Here is a 23258-nt window from a genome sequence, read left to right on the forward strand (position 1 = left end):
CTAATCCCCACCGAAGTGGTTCATCGTTCGACTTGCATGTGTTAAGCACGCCGCCAGCGTTCGTCCTGAGCCAGGATCAAACTCTCCGTGAATGTGTACCGGTAATCCGGTCGACACCACGAGAGCGGAACAGTCAGGCGGAATAAGCCCGACCGTTCACAGCGTCCTCGCTGTGTTTTTTCAAAGGAACCTCGACCATCAGAGATCCGATGGACGGGGTATCAACATATCTGGCGTTGACTTTTGGCACGCTGTTGAGTTCTCAAGGAACGGTCGCTTCCTTTGTACTCACCCTCTCGGGCTTTCCTCCGGGCGCTTCCCTTCGGTCTTGCGTTTCCGACTCTATCAGATCTTTTCTCGATCCGATTTCCTCGGTGCTTTCCAGGTTCCCGCTTCCGCGTTTCCCTTTCCGGCGGTTCCGACTCTATCAGATCCTTTCGGGCCTGATTCCCAGTCAGTTGGGGTTGTCTTCGCGGCTGTTGGGCCGTTCCGACGAGTGAGACTTTAGCGGATTCCCCGGCTCCCGAGCCAATCGGGGGCCGCGTCCTTTCGAACGGGGATTCCTCATTCCGTAAATACGCATGCCAATGAAACGACGACAGAACTACTGCACGTCGAGTAGTGGTTGGTACTTGCGGATTGGCTGCCCGGGGACCGACCGGGGTCGGCGCTCACGTCGGGCAACTCGGAGAACACTACGGATCGGGTCTGGGCGTGTCAACTCACGGGCGGGCGGCACTCCCGGGGCGTACTCTGGGGCGCATGACGACGCGTACGTGCAGCCAGTTCTGGTGGGCCGCCTGACGGCGGCCGTCCTCACGTATGCACTCAACGGCCGCCGCTTCGGCGGCCGTTCTTGTTTCTCCCTCCAGGAACCACCGGGGGGCCGGCCGCCCGGGGCGGCGGTCCCGACCAGGAGGTGGAGGAGAGATGACACGGGTCTTCAGCGGGGTCAAGCCGACGGGGCATCTGACGCTGGGGAACTACCTGGGGGCCATGCGGCGGTGGGCCGAGGTCGATCAGCACGCGGCGGACGCCCTGTTCTGTGTCGTGGATCTGCACGCGCTGACCGTGGACCACGATCCCGCGCGGGTGCGCAGGCTGAGCCGGCAGGCGGCGACGTTGCTGCTGGCGTCGGGGCTGGATCCGGAGCGGTGCACGGTGTTCGTGCAGAGCCATGTGGACGAGCACGCGCGGCTGTCGTACCTGCTGGAGTGTGTGGCCACCGACGGTGAGATGCGGCGGATGATCCAGTACAAGGAGAAGGCCGTGCGGGAGCAGCGTCGGGGTGGGAGTGTGCGGCTGTCGCTGCTGACGTATCCCGTGCTGATGGCGGCGGACATCCTGGCGCACGGGACCGACGAGGTGCCGGTGGGGGACGATCAGCGGCAGCACGTGGAGCTGGCGCGGGATCTGGCCGTGCGGTTCAACCAGCGGTACGGGCACACGTTCGTGGTGCCGCGGGCCACGCGGCCGGGGGTCGCGGCGCGGGTGATGAACCTGCAGGAGCCGACGTCGAAGATGGGCAAGAGCGACGACGTCGGGCCGGGGATCGTCTATCTGCTGGACGAGCCGGACGTGGTGCGGAAGAAGGTCATGCGGGCCGTGACCGACAGTGGGCGGGAGGTCGTGTACGACCGGGAGTCCCGGCCGGGGCTCGCCAATCTGCTGGAGATCCTCGCGGCGTGCACGGGTGGGGAGCCCGAGTTGTTGAGTGGTGCGTACACGTCGTACGGGGACCTGAAGAAGGACACCGCGGAGGCCGTGGTCGAGGTGCTGCGGCCCTTGCAGGAGAGGCACAAGGAGTTGTGTACGGATCCCGCGTATGTGGAGGGGGTGCTGCGGGACGGGGCCGAGCGGGCTCGGGGGATGGCCCGGCCGACGGTGGATGCCGCGTACCGGGCGATCGGCTTGCTGCCGGCGGTGGCGGAGAAGGAGCCGGCCGACGCCCGGGTGTGACGTGGCTGCGGGGGCGGGTGTCGGGCCCGCCCCCGCAGGTCAGCTGTTGTTGCCGGTGGCCAGGGCGCGGCTGCGGTCGCGGGCGGCTTCGAGGGCGGCGATGAGGGCGGCTCGTACGCCGTGGTTCTCGAGTTCGCGGATGGCGTTGATCGTCGTGCCGGCGGGGGACGTGACGTTCTCGCGGAGCTTGACCGGGTGTTCGCCGCTGTCGCGGAGCATCGTCGCGGCGCCGATGGCGGACTGGACGATGAGGTCGTGGGCCTTGTCGCGGGGCAGGCCGAGGAGGATGCCGGCGTCGGTCATGGCTTCGACCAGGTAGAAGAAGTAGGCCGGGCCGGAGCCGGAGAGGGCGGTGCAGGCGTCCTGCTGGGACTCGGGGACGCGGAGCGTCTTGCCCACGGCGCCGAAGATCTCCTCGGTGTGGGCGAGGTGGTCGGCGGTGGCGTGGGTGCCGGCGGAGATGACGGACATGGCCTCGTCGACGAGGGCGGGGGTGTTCGTCATGACGCGGACGACCGGGGTGCCGGGGGCCAGGCGTTCCTCGAAGTAGGCCGTGGGGATGCCGGCGGCGCCGCTGATGACCAGGCGGTCGGCGGGGACGTGCGGGGCGAGCTCGTCGAGGAGGGTGCCCATGTCCTGCGGCTTGACCGTGAGGATCAGGGTGTCGGCGGTCTTGGCGGCTTCGGGGTTGGTGACCGGGGTGACGCCGTAGCGGGTGCGGAGTTCTTCCGCCCGTTCCTGGCGGCGGGCGGTGACCAGGAGGTCGGCCGGGGTCCAGCCGGCGCGGATCATTCCGCTGAGCAGGGCTTCGCCGATCTTGCCGGTGCCGAGGACTGCGACTTTCTGGGTCATGGCGCGGGGTGCCTCCGAAGGGTGCGTCGTCCGGGGTCCATCCTCGCACCGGGGAGTGGGGGGCGGCTCGGGTGTCCGCTGGGCGGGATGCGGGCGGGGGCTACGCCGTCCGGCGCCTGAGGGTCGCCGCGCCCAGGGTGAGGACCAGCAGGGCGCAGCCCGCGACGATCAGGACGTCGCGGACGAAGGTGGCCGTCATGTCGGTGTGGTGGAGGACCTCGTTCATGCCGTCGACGGCGTAGGACATGGGCAGGACGTCGGAGAGGGTCTCCAGGGCCGGGTGCATGGCGTCGCGCGGGGTGAACAGGCCGCAGAGCAGGAGCTGGGGGAAGATCACCGCCGGCATGAACTGGACCGCCTGGAACTCCGAGGCCGCGAACGCCGAGACGAAGAGGCCGAGGGCCGTGCCGAGGAGGGCGTCGAGGAGGGCCACCAGGAGGAGGAGCCAGGGGCTGCCGGTGACGTCGAGGCCGAGGAGCCAGAGCGCGAGACCCGTGGCCAGGGCGGACTGGATGATCGCGAGGGTGCCGAAGGCGAGGGCGTAGCCGGCGATGAGGTCGCCCTTGCCGAGGGGCATGGCGAGGAGGCGTTCGAGGGTGCCCGAGGTGCGTTCGCGCAGGGTGGCTATGGAGGTCACCAGGAACATCGTGATCAGCGGGAAGATCCCGAGCAGGGACGCGCCGATGTTGTCGAAGGTGCGGGGGCTGCCGTCGAAGACGTAGCGGAGCAGGAGCAGCATCACGCAGGGGATGAGGAGCAGCAGCGCGATGGTGCGGGGGTCGTGGGTGAGCTGGCGGAGGACCCGGGTCGCGGTGGCGGTGGTGCGGGAGGGGTTCAGGGCCTTCGGCGGGCTGGGGGCGGGGGTGGTCGTGGGGGTCATCGGGTCGTCTCCTTGGTGCGGGCTGCGGCCTTTGCCTCGTCGACCAGGTGGAGGAAGGCCTCTTCGACGGTTTCCGCGCCGGTGCGAGTGCGCAGGGCGTCGGGGGTGTCGTCGGCCAGGACCTCCCCCTCGCGCATGAGGAGGAGGCGGTGGCAGCGCTCGGCCTCGTCCATGACGTGGGAGGAGACCAGGAGGGTGGTGCCGCGGCCGGCCGCGATGTCGTGGAAGAGGGCCCAGAGGTCGCGGCGCAGGACCGGGTCGAGGCCGACGGTCGGTTCGTCGAGGACCAGGAGTTCGGGGGTGCCCAGGAGGGCGACGGCGAGGGAGACGCGGCTGCGCTGGCCGCCGGAGAGGGTGCCGGCCAGGGCGTCGGCGTGGGTGGTGAGGTCGACGTCGGCTATGGCCCGGGTGACGTGCTCGTGGCGGCGGTCGGCGGCGGCCCGGCCGGGGTCGAGTATCGCGGCGAAGTAGTCGAGGTTCTGGCGGACGGTCAGGTCGTCGTAGACGGACGGGGCCTGGGTGACGTAGCCGATGCGGGAGCGCAGGGTGGGGTGGCCGGCGGGGTGGCCGAGGACGTCGAGGGTGCCGGTGACCTTGGCCTGGGTGCCGACGATCGCGCGCATGAGGGTGGACTTGCCGCAGCCGGAGGGGCCGAGGAGGCCCGTGATCCGGCCTCGGGGAACGGTGAAGGCGAGGTCGCGCAGGACGGTGCGGGGGCCGCGGACGACGGTGAGGTCCTGGGCGTGGACGGCGGCCGGTCCGGTGTCGGTGGGGTCGGTGGGGTCCGTGGCCGAAAAGGTCTCGGTGGCCGGGCGCGGCGGGTCGGGAGCATTATTCATCATGTGATGAATAATGCTCCCGGGGAGGGGACCCGTCAAGCGGGTGGGCGTCGGGCCGGGGCCTTGGCGAGCAGGAGGATCACGTCGTAGACCTCCTCGACGTGGCCGTCCGGGAAGGCCCTGAGCAGGTGTTCGCGTTCCTCGGCGAGGAAGGCCGCGGTGTGGTCCTCGCCGTGCACCAGGAAGACCGAGTGGCTGCCGATGTTGGCGAGGTGGGTGTCGACGGGGACGCGGCGGCTCCAGCGGACCGTGCGGCGGGTGAAGTCGAGGCGGTCGGCCGGGTCGGCGGCGTGGGCGTTGACGTTGCGCTTCTCTGCGGAGACGTCGATGCCGAAGTGGCGGGCCGTGCGGGCGGCGGCCTCGGCGATCCACGGCACGTCGAGGGCGTCGGTGTTCCACCACAGGGCCAGGGCGCCGCCGGGGCGCAGGACGCGGAGCGCCTCCGGGACGGAGCGGGCGGGGTCGGTCCAGTGCCAGGCCTGGGCGTAGGTGACGAGGTCGACCGAGGCATCGGCGAGGGGGAGGTCGTCGCCCGTGCCGCGGACGAGGGGGAGGGCGGGATGGGCGCTGCGGAACTGGGCCGCCATGCCGTCGCCGGGTTCCACGGCGACGACGTCCGCGCCCCGGGCGTGCAGGAGGGCGGTGGCTATGCCGGTGCCGGCGCCGATGTCCGCGACGCGCGCGCCGTCGAGGGGACGCCCGGCGAGGTCTTCTACCGCGTCGAAGAGGGCCGGGGGGTAGGAGGGGCGGTTGGCCGCGTACTGGGCCGCGGCGGCGTTGAAGGAGTGGGCCCGGGCGGATCGGGTGGGTGGTTCGGGGGTGGTGGGGGCTCCGGTGGGGTCGTCGGCGGTGGGTGGTGTGGTCATACGGCCATGGTGGCCGGGGGTGGGGTGGGGGGCGGTGAGATTTCGGTGAGAGGGCCCGGGAGCCTAGGGCCTGTCGTTTGGATCACGCCGCAGACGCGGGGCGTGGCACGCGCATCTGCCGCGTTGTCGTCGGTTGCCGATGCTCCGCATCGCCGCCCTCCTCCGCCTTGCAGCTGCACGCACCACGCCCCGCTCACCGGCACAGAACGGCACCGTCACTTTCCTGCGACCTGATCCAAACGACAGGCCCTAGGCGCGGCGGCGCTTTTTCGACGGGTTGCCCGTGCGGCGGGTGGTGCGCTTCTCGTGCTGCCGGCGGGCTTCCTCGTACTCGGCGCGGTGGAGTTTCTCGCCGGGGGCCTCGGTGAAGGAGCGGACGAAGTAGGCGAGGAGGGAGCCGACGAAGCCGATGGTCAGCAGGCCGCGGAGGGACGCCTGGCGGTCCGGGTCGGGGCGGCGGGTGAAGCCGTCCCAGGTGTGGCGGAAGGCCATCGCGCTGCAGATCGCGAACATGACGGTCATGAGGAGCGTGACGAAGGTGCCGATCGCGGCGATCTGGAGGCCCTGGTAGGCGAGGCGGAGGACCAGGCAGGAGATGGCGGCGGCGGTGAGTGAGCCGGCGGAGACCGCGATACGGCGGGTGGTGTAGCCGTTGTCGTGGTGCAGCCAGGTCGTGCCGAAGAAGCGCAGGGGTTCGGGGCGGGGGCCGGTGGGGTCGGCCGGGGAGCCCGCGGGGGCGGCCGGGGTGCCGGGTTCGTCTCTCACGAGTCGATTATGGCTCCGGGGCGGCCGCGGGCTCCCGGGCCTCAGCCGCAGCGCGGGCGGACGTAGCCGTCGCTGCCCGTCCGCACGTAGGCGTCCGAGATGTACTCGCCGTCGGCGATGTTGTCCCAGATGTTCGACGTGCCGTACGGGCCCGAGACCGTCGTCCCCGGTGTCTGGCAGAAGATGGTGACTCTGGCCCCCTCGGGCAGGACCCGGACGATGGAGTAGCCGGTGCCGGGGCCGCTGCGGACGTTGACCCGGTAGCCCGGGGCCACCGAGTAGGTGCGCAGGGCCGTTGCCGCCAGGGTGGCGACTTCGCTCTCGTCCCCGCTCCCGACTGCTTCCACGCGATCGACAGACATGAAAAACCTCCCCCGTTGAACCCCCATGGCTGCCATGGGGTCCCGTTGATTCCCCCGAGTCGCCCCATGAAACACATGTGCGTGACTCGCGCAGGGAGGCTAGCAAGCCGCCTCTGTCCCGCACGAGTCATCGACTAGGCTCCGTGCGTCGCGCGCGCGGACGAACAGCACGGGGGTGGTCCCATGGCGCCACAGCGAGACGCCGGAGCGGACCCGGAAGCGGAACTTCCCGAGTACGTCGGTCACTACCGGCTGGAGTCCTGTCTGGGCTCCGGCGGCATGGGCGTCGTGCACCTGGCCCGGAGCACGTCCGGGATGAAGCTCGCGGTGAAGGTGGTGCACGCCCGGTTCGCCGACGACCCCGATTTCAGAGGGCGTTTCCGGCAGGAGGTGGCGGCGGCGCGCCGGGTCAGCGGGGCCTTCACCGCACCCGTCGTCGATGCCGACCCGGAGGCCGGACGGCCGTGGATGGCCACCCTGTACATCCCGGGTCCGACCCTCTCCGAAGAGGTGAAGCGGAACGGGCCCATGGCGACGGCCCAGTTGCGTCGGCTGATGGCCGGGCTGGCCGAGGCGCTGCGCGACATCCATCGGGCCGGAGTCGTCCACCGGGATCTGAAGCCGAGCAACGTCCTGCTCGCCGACGACGGGCCGAAGGTCATCGACTTCGGTATCTCCCGGCCGTCGGACAGTGAACTGCGGACCGAGACGGGCAAGTTGATCGGCACGCCGCCCTTCATGGCACCCGAGCAGTTCCGGCGTCCGCGGGACGTCGGTCCGGCCGCCGACGTCTTCGCGCTCGGGTCGGTGATGGTGCACGCGGCCACGGGACGCGGGCCGTTCGACTCCGACAGCCCCTACGTCGTCGCCTACCAGGTCGTGCACGACGAGCCCGACCTGGCCGGCCTGCCGGACGAGATCGCGCCGCTGGTGCGGCGGTGCCTGACCAAGGAGCCGGAGGACCGGCCCACGCCGGACGAGTTGATGCGGGAACTGCGCTCGGTCGCGGCCTCGTACGACACCCAGACGTTCATACCCGCTCAGCGGGCGGGGGACGTTCCGGAGCGGCAGCCCGCCGTCGAGGAGCCCGACCACGCGGCGGAGCCCGAACGCTCGGCGGAGCCCGAGCGCAAGCCGGGACGGCGCCTCGGCAGACGGGCGGCACTCGGTGCCGGACTGCTCGGCGTGGCCGTCGCCGGCGCTCTGGTGTCGCTCCCCTTGACCGGCCCCGGCGGCGGTGCCCCGCCGCACAGCGCCCCGCGGACGACGTCCGCCGCGTTCACCGGCTGGGAGACGACACCGGCCGCCTCGGGGGGAACGCCCCAGTGCTCCTACGGGGCGGAACGGTTGCTCTGTGCCGTGCCGGGACGGGTCTTCGCCCTCGATCCGTCCGACGGGCACCTCCTGTGGCGGCATGCCGTCGGCGCGGGCGTCAGAAGCGGACCGCCCGTGCTGACCGGCGGGCTCGTGCAGAGCGCGATCGGCCAGGGGCGTCACGTGGAGGCGCTCGACCCGGGGTCGGGCAAGGTGAAGTGGCAGCGGGACATGCCCGCGTACAGCGGCGTGGAGTCCGCCGGGGGCATGCTGCTGTTCACGGGGACGGACGGGACGGTCACCGGCGTGGACAGCGCGTCGGGCGACCCGCGGTGGAGCCACCGGATACCCGGCCACGCCATGCCGTACTTCGTCACGTTCTCCGGCGACCCGCTGGCGTACGTCACGAGCACGTCGGACGACGGCTCCGGCACACGGGTCACCGCCGTGGACCCGGAGACGGGAGACGTGCGCTGGGACGCCCGGCTGGACGGGGCGCTGCGGCCCTTCGACACGGTGGACGGGTCGCTGTTCCTGCTGTCCGTCGACGCGGTGCGCGGGGACGCGCGGGCCGTGGTCCGCTACACCCCGGGCAGCGGAGCGACGCGGCGGGTTCCCCTTGCCGTTCCCCTCCAGCAGGCTCGCGGCACCGCGCGCGGAGACCTGGTCTTCCTCACCGGCACCGGCGGCTCCCTCGTCGCCGTCGACCTGGCGGCCCGCAAGCAGCTGTGGAATCTCGAGACCGGCGTCGTGCGGAGTTCCACGCCCGTCGCCGGGGAACGGTACGTGTACATCACCGCGCCGGACGGGCGGCTGCTCGCCGCCGACGCCCGGCGCGGGACCCTCGCCGGGCAGACCTCGCCCCGGCTGAGGACGCAGTCGGACCGGGTCCCGGGAGCGCTTCCCGAGCCCCTGCTCGTGGGCGACCGGATCTACGCCACCGCGCCGGACGGCAGTGTCTTCGCCGTCGACGCGCGGGATCCGGGCGGGTGGTAGCCGGCCGGGTCGTAGCGGGACGCGCGGAGGGCCGCTCCCGGTGGACGGGGGCGGCCCTCGGCGGCAGCAGGGGGCAGGGGGGTCAGCCCAGCTTCGACACGTCCCGGACCGCGCCCTTGTCCGCGCTGGTCGCCATCGCCGCGTAGGCGCGCAGGGCGGCCGAGACCTTGCGGTCGCGGTTCTTCGGGGCGTACCGGCCGTTCAGGGCCTGCTCGCGGCGGGCCAGCTCGGCGTCGTCGACCAGGAGGTCGATCGAGCGGTTGGGGATGTCGATGCGGATGCGGTCGCCGTCCTCGACGAGGGCGATGGTGCCGCCCGCGGCCGCCTCCGGGGAGGCGTGGCCGATGGACAGGCCCGAGGTGCCGCCGGAGAAGCGGCCGTCGGTGACCAGCGCGCAGGTCTTCCCGAGGCCGCGGCCCTTCAGGTACGAGGTCGGGTAGAGCATCTCCTGCATACCGGGGCCGCCCTTGGGGCCCTCGTAGCGGATGACGACGACGTCGCCGTCCTTGACCTGCTGGGTGAGGATCTTCTGGACGGCCTCCTCCTGCGACTCGCAGACGACCGCCGGGCCCTCGAAGGTCCAGATGGACTCGTCGACGCCGGCCGTCTTCACGACGCAGCCGTCCACGGCCAGGTTGCCCTTGAGGACCGCGAGGCCGCCGTCCTTGGAGTAGGCGTGCTCGACGGAGCGGATGCAGCCGCCCTCGGCGTCCTCGTCCAGGGCCTCCCAGCGCTCGGACTGGGAGAAGGCCTCGGCGGAGCGGACGCAGCCGGGGGCCGCGTGCCACAGCTCGACGGCCTCCGGGGACGGGGAGCCGCCGCGCACGTCCCAGGTCTTCAGCCAGTCGGCGAGGGAGGGGCTGTGGACGGAGTGCACGTCCTCGTTGAGCAGGCCCGCGCGGTGCAGCTCGCCGAGCAGGGCGGGGATGCCGCCGGCGCGGTGCACGTCCTCCATGTAGTACGTGCGGTCCTTGGCCACGTTGGGGGCGACCTTGGCCAGGCACGGCACGCGGCGGGAGACCTCGTTGATCTCCTCCAGGCCGAAGGGGACGCCCGCCTCCTGGGCGGCGGCCAGCAGGTGCAGGATCGTGTTGGTGGAGCCGCCCATGGCGATGTCGAGGGCCATGGCGTTCTCGAAGGCGGCGAAGGACGCCACGCTGCGGGGCAGGACGGTGTCGTCGTCCTGCTCGTAGTAGCGGCGGGTGATGTCCATGACGGTCTTGGCCGCGTTGACATACAGCTGCTTGCGGGCCGTGTGCGTGGCGAGGACCGAGCCGTTGCCGGGCAGGGAGAGGCCGATGGCCTCGGTCAGGCAGTTCATCGAGTTGGCCGTGAACATGCCGGAACAGGAGCCGCAGGTCGGGCAGGCGTTCTCCTCGATGCGGAGGATGTCCTCGTCGGAGATCTTGTCGTTCACGGCGTCGGAGATCGCGTCGACGAGGTCGAGCGTGCGGACCGTGCCGTCGACGAGGGTGGCGCGGCCGGACTCCATCGGGCCGCCGGAGACGAACACCGTGGGGATGTTCAGCCGCAGGGCCGCGTTGAGCATGCCCGGGGTGATCTTGTCGCAGTTGGAGATGCAGATCAGGGCGTCGGCGCAGTGGGCCTCGACCATGTACTCCACGCTGTCCGCGATCAGGTCGCGGGAGGGCAGGGAGTAGAGCATGCCGCCGTGGCCCATGGCGATGCCGTCGTCCACGGCGATGGTGTTGAACTCGCGCGGGATGCCGCCGGCCTCGACCACCGCCTCGCTGACGATCCGGCCGACCGGCGCCAGGTGCGTGTGGCCCGGCACGAACTCCGTGAAGCTGTTGGCGACCGCGATGATCGGCTTGCGGCCGATGTCCGCACCGGGTACACCGGAGGCGCGCATCAGGGCGCGGGCGCCCGCCATGTTGCGGCCGTGGGTGACTGTGCGGGACCTCAGCTCGGGCATCGTCGCTCGCTCCTTCTACAGGCTGCGTCAGAGGATTCGGAGATTTCTGACTGCTACCGAGCGTACGCCGGTCATCCAGTGGGCGGGACGGAGTGTCCGGAATGCGGGATGCCCGTCTCGCGACGGCCCGGCCGGGGCGCTACGGAGCGGTCAGGTGTCCCTGGACGACGGGGGCCAGCCGCTCGATGATCTGCTCCGGGTCCGCCGAGGCCAGCGGCTCGACCTTGATGACGTAGCGCAGGACGGCCGTGCCCACGAGCTGGGCGGCGGCCAGCTCGGCCCGCAGTTCCGCGTCGGGCAGGTCCAGTCGTACGGCGATGCGGTGCAGGACCTGGGTGGCGACGATCCGGCGGAAGACGGCGGCCGCGGTGTCGTTGGTGAGGGCGGAGCGGACGATGGCGAGCAGGGGCGTGCGGGTCGCCGGGTTCTCCCAGACGCCGAAGAAGAAGCGGGCCAGCCGCTCCCCCACGCCGTCGAGGGGGCCCTCCTCGATGGCCTTCGGCGCCTGCAGCGCGGGTCCGAAGGACTGGGTGATCGCCGCCTCGAAGACCTGCTCCTTCGTGCCGAAGTAGTGGTGCACGAGGGCCGAGTCGACACCGGCGGTCTTGGCGATGCCGCGCACGGACGTCTTCTCGTAGCCGCGCTCGGAGAACTCGTCGCGGGCGGCGGTGAGGATGCGGTCGCGGGTGTCGGCGGACTCCGTGCGCGGGGGGCGGCCGCGGCGGCGGGCGGGGCCGGGCCCGGTGCCGGCCGGGGGCCGGTCGGTCATCGGCGCGGCACCTTCGCCGCCGAGGCCAGGTGGAGGCGGGTGAAGGCCAGGGCCTCGGCCAGGTCGGCCTCGCGCTCGGCGGTGGACATGGCGCGGCGGGTGTTGACCTCGATGACGACATGGCCGTCGAAGCCGGTCAGGGCGAGCCGCTCCAGCACCTCGGCGCAGGGCTGGGTGCCGCGGCCGGGCACCAGGTGCTCGTCCTTGGCGGAGCCGCGGCCGTCGGCGAGGTGGACGTGGCCCAGGCGGTCGCCCATGCGCTCGACCATGTCGAGGGCGTCCGTGCGGGCCGTCGCGGTGTGGCTGAGGTCGATCGTGAAGTGGCGGTAGTCGTCGTTCGTGACGTCCCAGTCGGGGGCGTAGGCGAGCATCTCGCGGTCGCGGTAACGCCAGGGGTACATGTTCTCGACGGCGAACCGTACGTCCGTCTCGTTCGCCATGCGCCAGATGCCGGTGACGAAGTCCCGGGCGTACTGGCGCTGCCAGCGGAACGGGGGGTGGACGACGACCGTGGACGCGTCGAGCTTCTCGGCCGCCGCGCGGGCCCGCTGGAGCTTGGTCCAGGGGTCGGTGGACCAGACGCGCTGCGTGATGAGCAGGCAGGGGGCGTGCACGGCCAGGACCGGGATCTGGTGGTAGTCGCTCAGTCTGCGCAGGGCCTCGATGTCCTGGCTGACGGGGTCGGTCCAGACCATGACCTCGACTCCGTCGTAGCCGAGGCGCGCGGCGATCTCGAAGGCCGTGGCCGTCGACTCCGGGTAGACCGAGGCCGTCGAGAGGGCGACCTTCGCGTCCGGGATCTTTACGGCTGGCTCTGCCATGGAGGACAGATTACGGGGTGGGGTGGGGAGGTCGTGGGGTGCCTGCTCGCCGTTGTGGTGATTGCCACGTGGCGGGTGCGGCGTCCGTCGTGGCTCGTCCCCGCCGCCTGGACGTCTACACGGACTCCATGTGGTCCAGCCGGCGCAGGATCACGCCCTCCCGGAGCGCCCAGGGGCAGATCTCCACGCGCTCCACGCCGAACAGGTCCATCGCCGCCTCGGCGACGAGGGCGCCCGCCAGCAGCTGGCCCGCCCTGCCCTCCGAGACGCCCGGGAGCTCGGCCCGTTCCGCCTCCGTCATGCCGGACAGCCTCGGGACCCAGCCCTCCAGGGACTCCCGCTTGAGTTCCCGCTGGACGTAGAGGCCCTCGGCGGAGCGGGCCGCGCCGGCGATGCGGGCGAGCTGCTTGAAGGTCTTGGACGTGGCGACGACGTGGTCGGGGGCGCCGAAGCGGCTGAACTCGCCGACCGTGCGGGCGATCTCCGTGCGGACGTGGCGGCGCAGGGCGCGGACGTCGTCCGGGGCGGGCGGGTCGCCGGGCAGCCAGCCGGCGGTGAGGCGGCCGGCGCCCAGCGGCAGCGAGGCGGCCGCGTCGGGCTCCTCGTCGATGCCGTAGGCGATCTCCAGGGAGCCGCCGCCGATGTCCAGGACCAGGAGCTTCCCGGCCGACCAGCCGAACCAGCGGCGGGCGGCGAGGAAGGTGAGCCGGGCCTCCTCCGCGCCGGTGAGGACCTGCAGCTCGACGCCCGTCTCGGACCGCACGCGCGCGAGGACGTCGTCGGCGTTGCGGGCGTCCCGGACCGCGGAGGTCGCGAACGGCAGCACCTCTTCGACGCCCTTGTCCTCGGCGGCCTGGAGGGACTCGTGGACGACCCCTATGAGCCGGTCTATGCCGTCGGGGCCGATCGCGCCGCTGTCGTCGAGGAGCTGGGCGAGGCGCAGTTCCGCCTTGTGCGAGTGCGCGGGCAGCGGGCGCGCGCCGGGGTGTGCGTCCACCACCAGCAGATGCACCGTGTTCGATCCCACGTCGAGGACACCGAGTCTCATGTACGGAACGCTACTGCCAGCGGTGCCGTCCGCCGTCCTCGGTGGGGGCATCAGGCCCGTACCCTGGACTCGTGCCAAAGACGAAAAAGGCCAAGCGCGACAAATCACCGGGCGTCGCGGTATCCGACGAGAAGGGGCTCGACTTCGCTCGCGCGTGGGTGGAGTTTCCCGATCCGGCGGACGACGAGCAGGTGTTCCGCTGCGATCTGACATGGCTGACCTCTCGCTGGAACTGCATCTTCGGCAGCGGCTGCCAGGGCATCCAGGCGGGCCGCGCGGATGACGGGTGCTGCACGTTGGGTGCCCACTTCTCCGACGAGGACGACGAGCAGCGCGTCGCCGAGCATGTGGCGAGGCTCACGCCGGACATCTGGCAGCACCACGCCGAGGGCACGGCCAACGGCTGGGTGTCCGAGGACGAGGACGGCGACCGTCAGACCCGCCCCTTCCAGGGCTCCTGCATCTTCCAGAACCGGCCCGGTTTCCCGGGCGGCGCGGGCTGCTCGCTGCACATCCTCGCCCTGAAGGAGGGCCGGGAGCCGCTGGAGACCAAGCCGGACGTGTGCTGGCAGCTGCCGGTGCGGCGGACGTACGAGTGGATCGACCGGCCCGACGACACGCGCGTGCTGCAGGTGTCGATCGGTGAGTACGACCGCCGGGGCTGGGGCCCGGGCGGGCACGACCTGCACTGGTGGTGCACCTCGGCGACCTCGGCGCACGGCGCGGGCGAGCCGGTGTACGTCTCCTACCGGCCCGAGCTGATCGAGCTGATGGGCAAGGCCGGCTACGACCGGCTGGTCGAGCTGTGCGAGGAGCGGCTGGCCTCGCAGCTGCCGCTGCTCGCGCCGCATCCGGCGGACCCGGCGGTCTGAGCGGCCGGGGCCTAGGGGGTGTCCGCAAAGTCACGTCGTTCGCCCGGAGGGCGGGCCCTGCGGCGTCATGGGGGTCCCCCCTGCTCGAGCGAAGCCGAGAGCTTGGGGGAGCGTGCTCTCGGCGTGCCGGGCGGACGCCTGCGTACTGGTTGTACTCGGGTGTTCGCCCGGTACGGCGAGTGGGGGCACCCCCTGCTCGAAGAGCTTGGGGGAGCGTGCCAGGCGTCACGGGGCAGGCGGGACTTTGCGGACACCCCCTAGGACGTGGCCGGGCTCGGGTCGCCGCTGTCCGGGGGCGGGGGCGGCGAGTCCGCCGGGGCGGTGGGCTCCGGGTCCGTCGGTGTGGGCGTGGGGTCCGGGTCGGGCGACGGGGGCGGCGTGGTCGGGGTCGGGTCCGGGGCGGACGTCGTGGGCGTCGGGTCGGGCCGGGTCGGGGGCGGCTCGGCCGGGCTGCTGGGGCGCGGGCCGGGGCCGGAGGGGCTGGGCACGGTGCCGTAGCCCTCGATGTGGACGACGGCGCCGACGGGTGCCACCGCCACCTGCGCGCGCCAGGGGCCGGAGGGGTCCCGCAGGTGGTCGACGTACACCTTGATCGTCAACGACTCGCCGGGCCGGAGCGTTCCCGACGACTGGCTGAGGTAGAGCCAGTCGGCTCCCGTGGTGGCGGACCAGCGGACCGGGGCGGGGCCCGTGGCCGTCAGCGTGATCAGGGTGGTGTCGCCGCTGTGGCCGGCCGTGACGTCCAGGGCGGCCTTGCGGCCGGCGCCGGGGACGCCGATGACCTCGACGGAGACGTCGGCCTTGCCGTCCTTGCCGAAGCGGGGGCCGGGGCGGGTGCTGGCGTTGCCCGTGTTCTCGTAGCCGCCGCCCGCCATCTCGCCGTCCAGGCCGAACGGGTCGTCCGCCTCGCGCGCGGAGGCCGAGCGGCCGTCCTGGCCCTCGCCCACGGGGGTGCCCCGGTAGGCGGCCCACAGGGCGAGCACGGGGGCGGCCACCACGGTGGCGACAACCGTGGTCGTGACGGCACGCGCGCGGAGCCGGTCCCTTCGGGCGGCGTGGTCCTTGGGGTCCATCGGGAAGCCGCGCCGGTCGAAGCGGGGCGCGGCGCCCCGCGCGCGCGGGTGGTGGGCCATGGCGACGTGCAGGGCCGCGCGGGGCGCCGGCAGGACGGGCAGTTCGGCGGGGGTGACGCTGGTGCCGGGCCAGCGGCCGGGGATGGCGCGCTCGGCGGTGCGGCGGCAGCGCGGGCAGTCGTCGACGTGCCGGACGAGTTCGCGGCGCAGGGCCGTGCCGAGCACGAGCCGGTCGTCGCCGACGAGGTGCGCGACGCTCGGGCACGCCCCGGTCTCGACGACGGCGAGGGCGGCACGCGTGCGTTCCACCTCGCAGGCGGCGGAGGCGAGCAGGTCGCGGGTGGCGGCCACGTCCATGCCGAGGACGGCGGCGACCTCGTGGGCGGCGAGGTGGTGGCGCACGGCGAGTTCGAGCGCCTCCCGCTGCTCCGGGGTGGTGCCGGCGGCCTCCGGCCAGGCCAGCAGGGCCAGTTCGGCGCGCCGGCGTTCCCGGACCTCCTCGGAGAGGGCCGGGGCGGTCTGCCGGTCGGCGCGCTGCCGGTCGGAACGGCCCGCCGCGTGGCTGCTCTGACGTTTCTGCTTGGCCTCGGCCAGCTTGCGCAGACACGCCCAGCGGGCCAGCGCGTACAGCCAGGCCCTGCGGTCCGCGGGCGCCTCGGGGACGTGCCGGCCGCGGCGTTCGGCGAGGGCGAGGACGTCGCCCAGAGCGGCGGTCGCGGCGTCGTGGTCGCACAGCACGGACAGGCAGTAGGTGAACAGGCCGTCCAGGTAGGGCTCGTAGCGCGCGGGCGGCCGCTGCGCCAGGGTGCGGGCGGCCCCGCGGTCACGCGCTTCCCGGTGCACCCGGTGTGCGCCGGCCGTGCGGGTCGAGATCTCCGGAGTACTGCTCATCATTCGGCGACCGTAGGGTGCCGGGAGTGGCACCTTCAGGCGGCTTGAGCGCTTTTAATCCGTACGGGTGAAACGATCCCTCAATCGGGGACAGGAACCCGGCGTTCCGCCGCTGGCGCGGGGTGGCGGGCGCCTGGCGCGCGGGGGGCCGCGCCCGCCCGCTCCCCCTGTTGTCAGTGGCTGCGGCTACGGTTTCGTCCATGGCTGCCCGTACGAAGACCACCAAGGACCGCCCGTCCTACCGCTGCACGGAGTGCGGCTGGCAGACGGCGAAGTGGCTCGGCCGCTGCCCCGAGTGCCAGGCCTGGGGGACGGTCGAGGAGTACGGCGCGCCCGCGGTCCGTACGACGACGCCGGGGCGGGTCACCACCTCCGCCCTGCCGATCGGCCAGGTGGACGGCCGTCAGGCCACCGCCCGCCCCACCGGCGTGCCGGAGCTGGACCGCGTGCTCGGCGGCGGGCTGGTCCCCGGCGCGGTGGTGCTGGTCGCGGGCGAGCCGGGCGTCGGCAAGTCGACGCTGCTGCTGGACGTGGCGGCCAAGTCGGCGAGCGACGAGCACCGCACCCTGTACGTCACGGGCGAGGAGTCGGCGAGCCAGGTCCGGCTGCGCGCCGACCGCATCGGCGCCATCGACGACCACCTGTACCTGGCGGCCGAGACGGATCTGGCGGCGGTGCTGGGCCACCTGGACGCGGTGAAGCCCTCGCTGCTGATCATGGACTCGGTGCAGACGGTGGCCTCCCCCGAGATCGACGGCGCGCCCGGCGGCATGGCCCAGGTGCGCGAGGTCGCCGGGGCCCTGATCCGGGCGTCCAAGGAGCGCGGCATGTCCACGCTCCTGGTGGGCCACGTCACGAAGGACGGCGCGATCGCGGGCCCGCGCCTGCTGGAGCACCTGGTCGACGTCGTCCTGCACTTCGAGGGCGACCGGCACGCGCGCCTGCGGCTCGTGCGCGGCGTCAAGAACCGCTACGGCACCACGGACGAGGTCGGCTGCTTCGAGCTGCACGACGAGGGCATCACGGGCCTGGCCGACCCGAGCGGGCTCTTCCTGACCCGCCGGGCCGAACCGGTCCCGGGCACCTGCCTGACCGTCACCCTGGAGGGCCGCCGCCCCCTGGTCGCCGAGGTCCAGGCGCTCACGGTGGACTCGCAGATCCCCTCCCCGCGCCGCACCACCTCGGGCCTGGAGACCTCCCGGGTGTCGATGATGCTGGCGGTGCTGGAACAGCGCGGGCGGATCAGCGCCTTGGGCAAAAGGGACATCTACTCCGCGACGGTCGGCGGGGTGAGGCTCTCCGAGCCGGCGGCGGACCTGGCCGTGGCCCTCGCCCTGGCGAGCGCCGCGAGTGACACACCTCTCCCCAAGAACCTCGTCGCGATCGGCGAGGTGGGCCTCGCGGGCGAGGTGAGACGGGTCACGGGCGTGCAGCGCAGGCTGGCGGAAGCCCACCGTCTGGGCTTCACTCATGCCCTGGTACCGGGCGACCCGGGCAAGATCCCGGCGGGTATGAAGGTCCTGGAAGTCGCGGACATAGGGGACGCCCTGCGGGTCCTTCCCCGGTCCCGTCGCCGAGAGGCCCCACGGGACGAGGAGGGTCGCCGGTAGACTTTGCCCTGGTCTCGCCCGTCCGTGCGAACCGAGCGCGCGACACGGGGGCGCCCAGAACCTGCGACCGGAGGAGTGCAGTGGCAGCCAACGACCGGGCATCAGCTCCCGGAAAGTCCGGCGGGAGTGCCGGTACCGATGGCCTGATGCGCGCCTCGCTGAGCGCCGTGGCACCCGGAACCGCCCTCCGCGACGGACTGGAGCGCGTGCTCCGCGGCAACACCGGCGGGCTCATCGTGCTCGGCTCCGACAAGACGGTCGAGGCGCTGTGCACGGGCGGTTTCGTGCTGGACGTCGAGTTCACCGCGACCCGTCTGCGCGAGCTGTGCAAGCTGGACGGCGGCATCGTGCTGTCCTCGGACCTGTCGAAGATCCTGCGCGCGGGCGTGCAGCTGGTCCCGGACCCGACGATCCCCACGGAGGAGACGGGCACCCGGCACCGCACGGCGGACCGCGTCAGCAAGCAGGTCGGCTTCCCGGTCGTGTCGGTCTCCCAGTCGATGCGGCTGATCGCCCTGTACGTCGACGGCCAGCGCCGCGTGCTGGAGGACTCGGCGGCGATCCTGTCCCGCGCCAACCAGGCCCTCGCGACCCTGGAGCGCTACAAGCTCCGCCTCGACGAGGTCGCGGGCACGCTGTCGGCGCTGGAGATCGAGGACCTGGTGACCGTCCGGGACGTCTCGGCGGTCGCCCAGCGCCTGGAGATGGTGCGCCGCATCGCCACGGAGATCGCCGAGTACGTGGTGGAGCTGGGCACGGACGGCCGGCTGCTCGCCCTCCAGCTGGACGAGCTGATCGCGGGCGTCGAGCCCGAGCGCGAGCTGGTCGTGCGGGACTACGTCCCCGAGCCCACGGCCAAGCGTTCCCGCACGGTCGACGAGGCCCTGGCCGAGCTCGACGCCCTCAGCCACGCCGAGCTGCTCGAACTGCCCACGGTGGCCCGGGCGTTGGGCTACACGGGCTCTCCCGAGACGCTGGACTCGGCGGTGTCCCCGCGCGGCTTCCGGCTCCTCGCCAAGGTGCCGCGCCTGCCCGGCGCGATCATCGACCGCCTGGTGGAGCACTTCGGCGGTCTGCAGAAGCTGCTCGCGGCGAGCGTCGACGACCTCCAGACGGTGGACGGCGTGGGCGAGGCGCGGGCGCGCAGCGTCCGGGAGGGGCTGTCGCGGCTGGCGGAGTCGTCGATCCTGGAGCGGTACGTCTAAGCACTCCCCCTCACCGCACTCCCCCCGCACCGGCTGGAACGGCTGAGGGCGGTACCCGTCGCCGGGTACCGCCCTCGAGTCTTCTTCGCCGCAGGCTTCTAGTCCGCCGACAGCACGAACGACGTCTGCACCTTCGCGAAGCCCGGAGCCTTGGCTTCCACCAGGTACGTGCCCGTCCCGGCCGAGCCCGCGGGAGGCGTGGCGCACTCGGGGGCGCTGGGCTTGCGGTCCCACGTCACGGTGTAGGTGATGCCGCTGCCGGCGGGGACCCGGTAGAGCTGGTGGGCGGCGGACTTGGGGCAGTCCGCGGAGGACCAGTAGTCGTCGTCGCTGCTCGCCGGGGTGACCGTGAACACCGCGCCCTTCGGCCCGAGATCGATCTTGCAGTCGCTGCCGGAGATGTTCCGCGCGGTCAGCAGGAACGTGGGCGTCTGCTCGGGGTCGTAGGTGTTGTGCCGGCTGCGCAGGCTGAACTTGACCACGCTGGCGGTGCAGTTGGGCAGCGTGGAGCCGGCCGGCAGGGTGTCGCCGATGCCGACGCCGCCCGCCGTGTCGCCGCCCGAGCCACCGCTGCCACCCGAGCCCGCGGAGCCGGAGCCGCCCGAGCCCGCGGAGCCGGAACCGTCGCCGGAGCCCGAGCCGCCTGTGGAGCCGTCGCCCGAGCCGCTGCCCGAACCGTCCCCGGAGCCCGACGACGAGCCGCCGGAGCCCGAACCGCCCGACTCCTCACGCCCGCCGGGGGCTTGACTGATGGCCGGACCCGAACTCGACGGGCCGGGGGTGATGGAGGGCGCGGGATTCTTGCCGTTGGCGCCGTTGTCGCTGTCCTTGCCGCCCCCGCCGCCCATGGTCACGATCCAGGTGATCAGCAGCGCCAACAGGGCGACCACAGACACCAGTACGACCCTCCGACGCCAGTAGATGGAGGAGGGAAGCGGCCCGACCGGATTGCGCAGAGATCCCACGGCGCAAACCTTACGAGAGATCGGCGCGTTCGCCGGTCCCACCCGCCGCCGGGACGACAACTTTTCCGGATCATCATCCCGGAAACTGCCGCCCCACCCCTGTCTTTCGTCAGGTTCGGAACGCGACGATCGCTGGGTGTGACGGGATCGGGATTCCGCCTACCGTCCGTGACCATGACCTTCGAGGACACCGCGCTCTACCGCGACATCACCGACTTCGCCCACGACTCCCCGATGTGGGTACGGCACGGGGCCGAGCTGTGGACGGAGGCCGGACTGCTGGTCTTCGTCGGCCTGTTCGCCGCCGCCTGGTGGCGGGCCCGCCGCGACAGCACCCAGGTGTTCGCGATCGCGGCCCTTGCACCTCTGGCCACGGCCGTGGCGTACGTGGTGAGCGAGCTGCTCAAGTCCGTGGTCGCGGAGGAGCGTCCGTGCCGGGCGGTCGCCGGGGCGGCCGCGTCCCTGGCCGCGTGCCCGGCGCACGGCGACTGGTCGTTCCCGTCCAACCACGCCACGATCGCGGGCGCGGCGGCGGTCGCCCTGGCCCTGGTCCGGCGCGCGCTCCTGTGGCTGACGGCCCCGCTCGCCCTGCTCATGGCGTTCTCCCGGGTCTTCGTCGGCGTGCACTACCCGCACGACGTCGTCGCGGGGCTGGCGTTGGGCACGGTCGTCGCCCTCGTCGCCGTGCGGCTGGGCACGGGGCCGATGACGCGGCTGGCCGGGGCGCTGCGCGGCTCACCGGCGCCGGTGGTGCGGTGGGTGGCGGGGCCCGGCCGCCCGAACCCTCCCACGGCCATACCGTCGTACGAGATGCCCGCGGAGCGCTGAGCGGACCGGCCGCTACGGCTCCACCAGCCCGGCCTCGTACGCGACGATCGCCGCCTGTACCCGGTTGCGTACGCCCAGCCGGTCCAGGACCGCGCTCACGTACGCCTTCACCGTGCCCTCGACGAGGTGCAGCCGGGCGGCGATCTCCGGGTTGGACAGGCCGGCGCCGACCAGGCCGAGCACCTCGCGTTCACGGGGGCTCAGGCCGGCCACGCGCTCGCGTGCCCGCGCCTCGCGGGTGAGCCGGCCGCCGCCGAGTCCCTCGTCGATGACGTACCGGGCCACCTTGGGCGAGAGGAACGCCGCCCCGGCCGCCACCGCCCGTACGCCCGCGATCAGTTCGTACGGGTCCCCGGACTTCAGCAGGAAGCCGGTGGCGCCGCCGCCGAGGGCGCGGGTCACGTAGGCGCCCTCGGAGAACGTGGTGAGCATCGCGACGGCCGTGCCGGGCACGGTCCGCACGATCTCCTCCGCCGCCGTGAGGCCGTCCAGGCGCGGCATGCGGATGTCGAGCAGGGCCACGTCCGGACGGTGGGCGCGGGCCAGCTCGACCGCCGCGCGCCCGTCGCCCGCCTCGGCGACGACCTCCGTCTCGCCGCTGCTGCCCAGGATGGCGCGCACACCGGCGCGGACCATGGCCTCGTCGTCGGCCAGGAGCACGCGGATCACTGTGAGAACTCCTCGAATTCTTCCCGGCCTTCGCCGGACAGGCCGATGCGGGGAACGACGTCCTTGGCGACCAGCCGCCCGGCCTCGAAGCACAGCCGGAAGTGGTCGACGGAGACGAAGAGTTCGCCGCTCGCACGGTAGTAGCGGCAGTCCGCCCCCTCGGGCGGGGCGGGGGCCCGTTCCTCGGGCGGGTCGTTCACGTCCCGCTCGGGCAGCAGGTGCCGGACCTCGGCCGCCGGGGTGCCCAGGCGCAGTTCCGCGTACGCGGCGGGTTCCAGCACCGAGTGCTTCTCCGCGTACGCGTACCAGCCGAAGGCCACGCCGACCAGGACGGCGCCCGCGCCGGCCGCGGCGCCGAGGGCGGCGGCGACACGGCGGCGGGCGTGCCGGAAGGGAGCCGGGCCGGGGGGCTTGGCGGTGGGCTGCTGCTCGGGGGCGGCGGGGACGTACGCCGAGACCCGGAACCCTTCCTCGTGCGGGCCGGCCTCGAACGTGCCGCCGGCGGCGGTCACGGCGGCCCGCAGCCCGAGCAGGCCCGTACCGCCCCCGGAGGGCCGGGAACCGTCCTGCGCGGCCCGGCCGTTGGTGAGGGTGACGGCCGTCCCCGTGGGCCTCCCCTCCACCGCCACGACCACGGGGGCGCCCGGCGCGTGCCGTGCCGCGTTGGTCAGTGCCTCCCGGACCACGCGGTGCAGCAGCCGCTCGGCGACCCCGCCCGGCTCCACGGGCGGGTCCTGTCCGGCGGGCTCCCAGCGCACGGGGAGCCCCGACTCCGCGGCGCGGGCGACGAGTTGCTCCAGGGTCTCGCCCGCCGGGGCCAGCGGCGCCGGCTCGTCGTCGTCCTCGCGCAGCACGCCGATGATGCGGTGCAGCCGGTCCGTGGCGTCGGCGGCCGCCGCGCGCAGGTCGGCCGCCGCGCTCCGGTGCTCGTCGCCGAGCCCGGGGGCGACCTGGAGGGCGCCCGCGCGCAGGGCGATGAGGCTCAGTTCGTGGCCGAGGGAGTCGTGCATGTCCTGGGCGATCCTGGCCCGTTCGCGCAACCGGGCGCGTTCCTCCGCGAGGCGCTGCTCGTCCTCCAGCCGGGCGGCGCGCAGCCAGCCCGCCTCGGCCAGCTCGCGGCTCTGCCGCCAGTAGCGCCCGCCGAGCCAGGGGAAGACGCAGCCGAACAGCAGCGTGCCCGTCATGACGAGCCACTCGGGGGCCGGATCGACCCCGACGAGCGCGATCCGCGCGGTGCCGGCGCAGGCGACCGCCGCGAAACACAGCACCGCGGGGCGCGCCCGGCCGGCCCGCAGCCCGAGCAGCAGCGCGAACAGGCCGAGGGCCGGGCCGTAGGAGGCGGTGAACAGTGCCGGGGCGGCGGTCAGGCTCAGGGCGGCCGCCAGTGCGAAGGCGGTGAGCGGTGACCGCCGGGACAGGGCGGCCGCGACCGCCAGCACGGCCACACCGACCGCCTGCTGCCAGGCCGGCCGGGGTTCGTTCAGCCCGATCCGGTCGGCCGTGAGCGCCGGCAGCGCGAGAGCGGCCCACAGGAGGGCGCCCCGGGCGAGAGGGGCCGGACGAGGACGTTCCATGCGCGTGACGCTACAAGCGCCGGGCGGGGTGGCACTGCTGCCGATCGTCAGGTACGTGGCTGCCCTGTGCCCGGACGTCAGATGCCTGGCTCCTTCGGAGCGCGGCGCCCGGACGTCAGGTACCTGGCTCCCTCAGGGGTGGCGGTGTGCCCGGATCGGTGGCT

Annotated in this window: 20 protein-coding genes and 1 rRNA gene; 6 read left to right on the forward strand and 15 right to left on the reverse strand. The window is 72.9% G+C overall.

The annotated features are described in order from the left end of the window. Positions 1–92: ribosomal RNA gene (locus ABZ386_RS15605) — 16S ribosomal RNA — on the reverse strand; the annotation flags it as partial. A gap of 838 nt (positions 93–930) precedes the next feature. Between ABZ386_RS15605 and trpS the strand changes: the two genes are divergently transcribed. Then, entirely contained in the window at positions 931–1959 is a 1029-nt protein-coding gene (gene trpS, locus ABZ386_RS15610; protein ID WP_356618626.1) for a tryptophan--tRNA ligase, read from the forward strand. A 39-nt stretch (positions 1960–1998) separates the two neighbouring features. Here trpS and proC read toward each other — a convergent pair whose 3' ends face one another. The 6 genes from proC to ABZ386_RS15640 form a co-directional block, all read right to left on the reverse strand. Next, complete coding sequence (gene proC, locus ABZ386_RS15615) at positions 1999–2811, reverse strand: pyrroline-5-carboxylate reductase (protein WP_351339886.1); 813 nt, start codon at positions 2809–2811, stop codon at positions 1999–2001. Positions 2812–2911: 100 nt separating this feature from the next. Then, positions 2912–3691, reverse strand: a complete 780-nt coding sequence (locus ABZ386_RS15620; protein ID WP_356618624.1) for an ABC transporter permease — start codon at positions 3689–3691, stop codon at positions 2912–2914. Further along, positions 3688–4533, reverse strand: coding sequence for an ABC transporter ATP-binding protein (locus ABZ386_RS15625; protein ID WP_356672887.1), 846 nt, complete (start codon positions 4531–4533; stop codon positions 3688–3690). Before ABZ386_RS15625 ends, ABZ386_RS15620 begins: the two co-directional genes overlap by 4 nt. Positions 4534–4565: 32 nt before the next feature. Further along, complete coding sequence (locus tag ABZ386_RS15630) at positions 4566–5396, reverse strand: class I SAM-dependent methyltransferase (protein ID WP_358964911.1); 831 nt, start codon at positions 5394–5396, stop codon at positions 4566–4568. Between the two features lie 249 nt (positions 5397–5645). Continuing rightward, positions 5646–6161, reverse strand: coding sequence for an EamA/RhaT family transporter (locus ABZ386_RS15635; RefSeq protein WP_358964912.1), 516 nt, complete (start codon positions 6159–6161; stop codon positions 5646–5648). Between the two features lie 41 nt (positions 6162–6202). Further along, positions 6203–6523 (reverse strand): SH3 domain-containing protein, encoded by a 321-nt coding sequence (locus ABZ386_RS15640; RefSeq protein WP_355725803.1) that lies wholly within the window; start codon positions 6521–6523, stop codon positions 6203–6205. 183 nt (positions 6524–6706) lie between these two features. On the opposite strand from ABZ386_RS15640, the gene ABZ386_RS15645 reads away from it, so the two are divergent. Continuing rightward, positions 6707–8833, forward strand: a complete 2127-nt coding sequence (locus ABZ386_RS15645) for a serine/threonine-protein kinase (RefSeq protein ID WP_358964913.1) — start codon at positions 6707–6709, stop codon at positions 8831–8833. Positions 8834–8915: 82 nt separating this feature from the next. On the opposite strand, the gene ilvD is transcribed toward ABZ386_RS15645, so the two are convergent. From ilvD to ABZ386_RS15665, 4 genes are all read right to left on the reverse strand, one after another. Next, positions 8916–10769, reverse strand: a complete 1854-nt coding sequence (ilvD, locus tag ABZ386_RS15650; RefSeq protein WP_351339870.1) for a dihydroxy-acid dehydratase — start codon at positions 10767–10769, stop codon at positions 8916–8918. A 139-nt stretch (positions 10770–10908) separates the two neighbouring features. Next, on the reverse strand, positions 10909–11538 hold the full coding sequence (locus ABZ386_RS15655) for a TetR family transcriptional regulator (RefSeq protein ID WP_358964914.1): 630 nt from the start codon (positions 11536–11538) through the stop codon (positions 10909–10911). Beyond that, positions 11535–12359 (reverse strand): sugar phosphate isomerase/epimerase, encoded by an 825-nt coding sequence (locus ABZ386_RS15660; RefSeq protein WP_351339866.1) that lies wholly within the window; start codon positions 12357–12359, stop codon positions 11535–11537. The genes ABZ386_RS15655 and ABZ386_RS15660 overlap by 4 nt, the downstream gene beginning before the upstream one ends. Before the next feature lie 115 nt (positions 12360–12474). Beyond that, a complete protein-coding gene (locus tag ABZ386_RS15665) occupies positions 12475–13407 on the reverse strand; it encodes a Ppx/GppA phosphatase family protein (RefSeq protein WP_351339863.1) in 933 nt (310 codons plus the stop codon). Positions 13408–13478: 71 nt separating this feature from the next. Here ABZ386_RS15665 and ABZ386_RS15670 point away from each other — a divergent pair, with 71 nt between their 5' ends. After that, positions 13479–14279, forward strand: coding sequence for a hypothetical protein (locus ABZ386_RS15670; RefSeq protein ID WP_355727712.1), 801 nt, complete (start codon positions 13479–13481; stop codon positions 14277–14279). A gap of 257 nt (positions 14280–14536) precedes the next feature. Here ABZ386_RS15670 and ABZ386_RS15675 read toward each other — a convergent pair whose 3' ends face one another. Then, entirely contained in the window at positions 14537–16246 is a 1710-nt protein-coding gene (locus ABZ386_RS15675; protein ID WP_358964915.1) for a hypothetical protein, read from the reverse strand. A gap of 197 nt (positions 16247–16443) precedes the next feature. Here ABZ386_RS15675 and radA point away from each other — a divergent pair, with 197 nt between their 5' ends. Beyond that, entirely contained in the window at positions 16444–17853 is a 1410-nt protein-coding gene (radA, locus tag ABZ386_RS15680) for a DNA repair protein RadA (protein ID WP_351339856.1), read from the forward strand. An 80-nt stretch (positions 17854–17933) separates the two neighbouring features. Further along, positions 17934–19058, forward strand: coding sequence for a DNA integrity scanning diadenylate cyclase DisA (gene disA, locus ABZ386_RS15685; RefSeq protein ID WP_114254596.1), 1125 nt, complete (start codon positions 17934–17936; stop codon positions 19056–19058). 98 nt (positions 19059–19156) lie between these two features. On the opposite strand, the gene ABZ386_RS15690 is transcribed toward disA, so the two are convergent. Beyond that, a complete protein-coding gene (locus ABZ386_RS15690) occupies positions 19157–20023 on the reverse strand; it encodes a hypothetical protein (protein ID WP_358964916.1) in 867 nt (288 codons plus the stop codon). Positions 20024–20197: 174 nt separating this feature from the next. On the opposite strand from ABZ386_RS15690, the gene ABZ386_RS15695 reads away from it, so the two are divergent. Further along, on the forward strand, positions 20198–20851 hold the full coding sequence (locus ABZ386_RS15695) for a phosphatase PAP2 family protein (protein ID WP_356618611.1): 654 nt from the start codon (positions 20198–20200) through the stop codon (positions 20849–20851). Between the two features lie 12 nt (positions 20852–20863). On the opposite strand, the gene ABZ386_RS15700 is transcribed toward ABZ386_RS15695, so the two are convergent. Further along, on the reverse strand, positions 20864–21520 hold the full coding sequence (locus tag ABZ386_RS15700; RefSeq protein ID WP_351339848.1) for a response regulator transcription factor: 657 nt from the start codon (positions 21518–21520) through the stop codon (positions 20864–20866). Further along, entirely contained in the window at positions 21517–23094 is a 1578-nt protein-coding gene (locus tag ABZ386_RS15705; protein WP_356618609.1) for a histidine kinase, read from the reverse strand. The genes ABZ386_RS15700 and ABZ386_RS15705 overlap by 4 nt, the downstream gene beginning before the upstream one ends. Between the last annotated feature and the right edge of the window lie 164 nt (positions 23095–23258).

The organism is Streptomyces sp. NPDC006140, assembly GCF_040628815.1.
Lineage (GTDB): Bacteria > Actinomycetota > Actinomycetes > Streptomycetales > Streptomycetaceae > Streptomyces.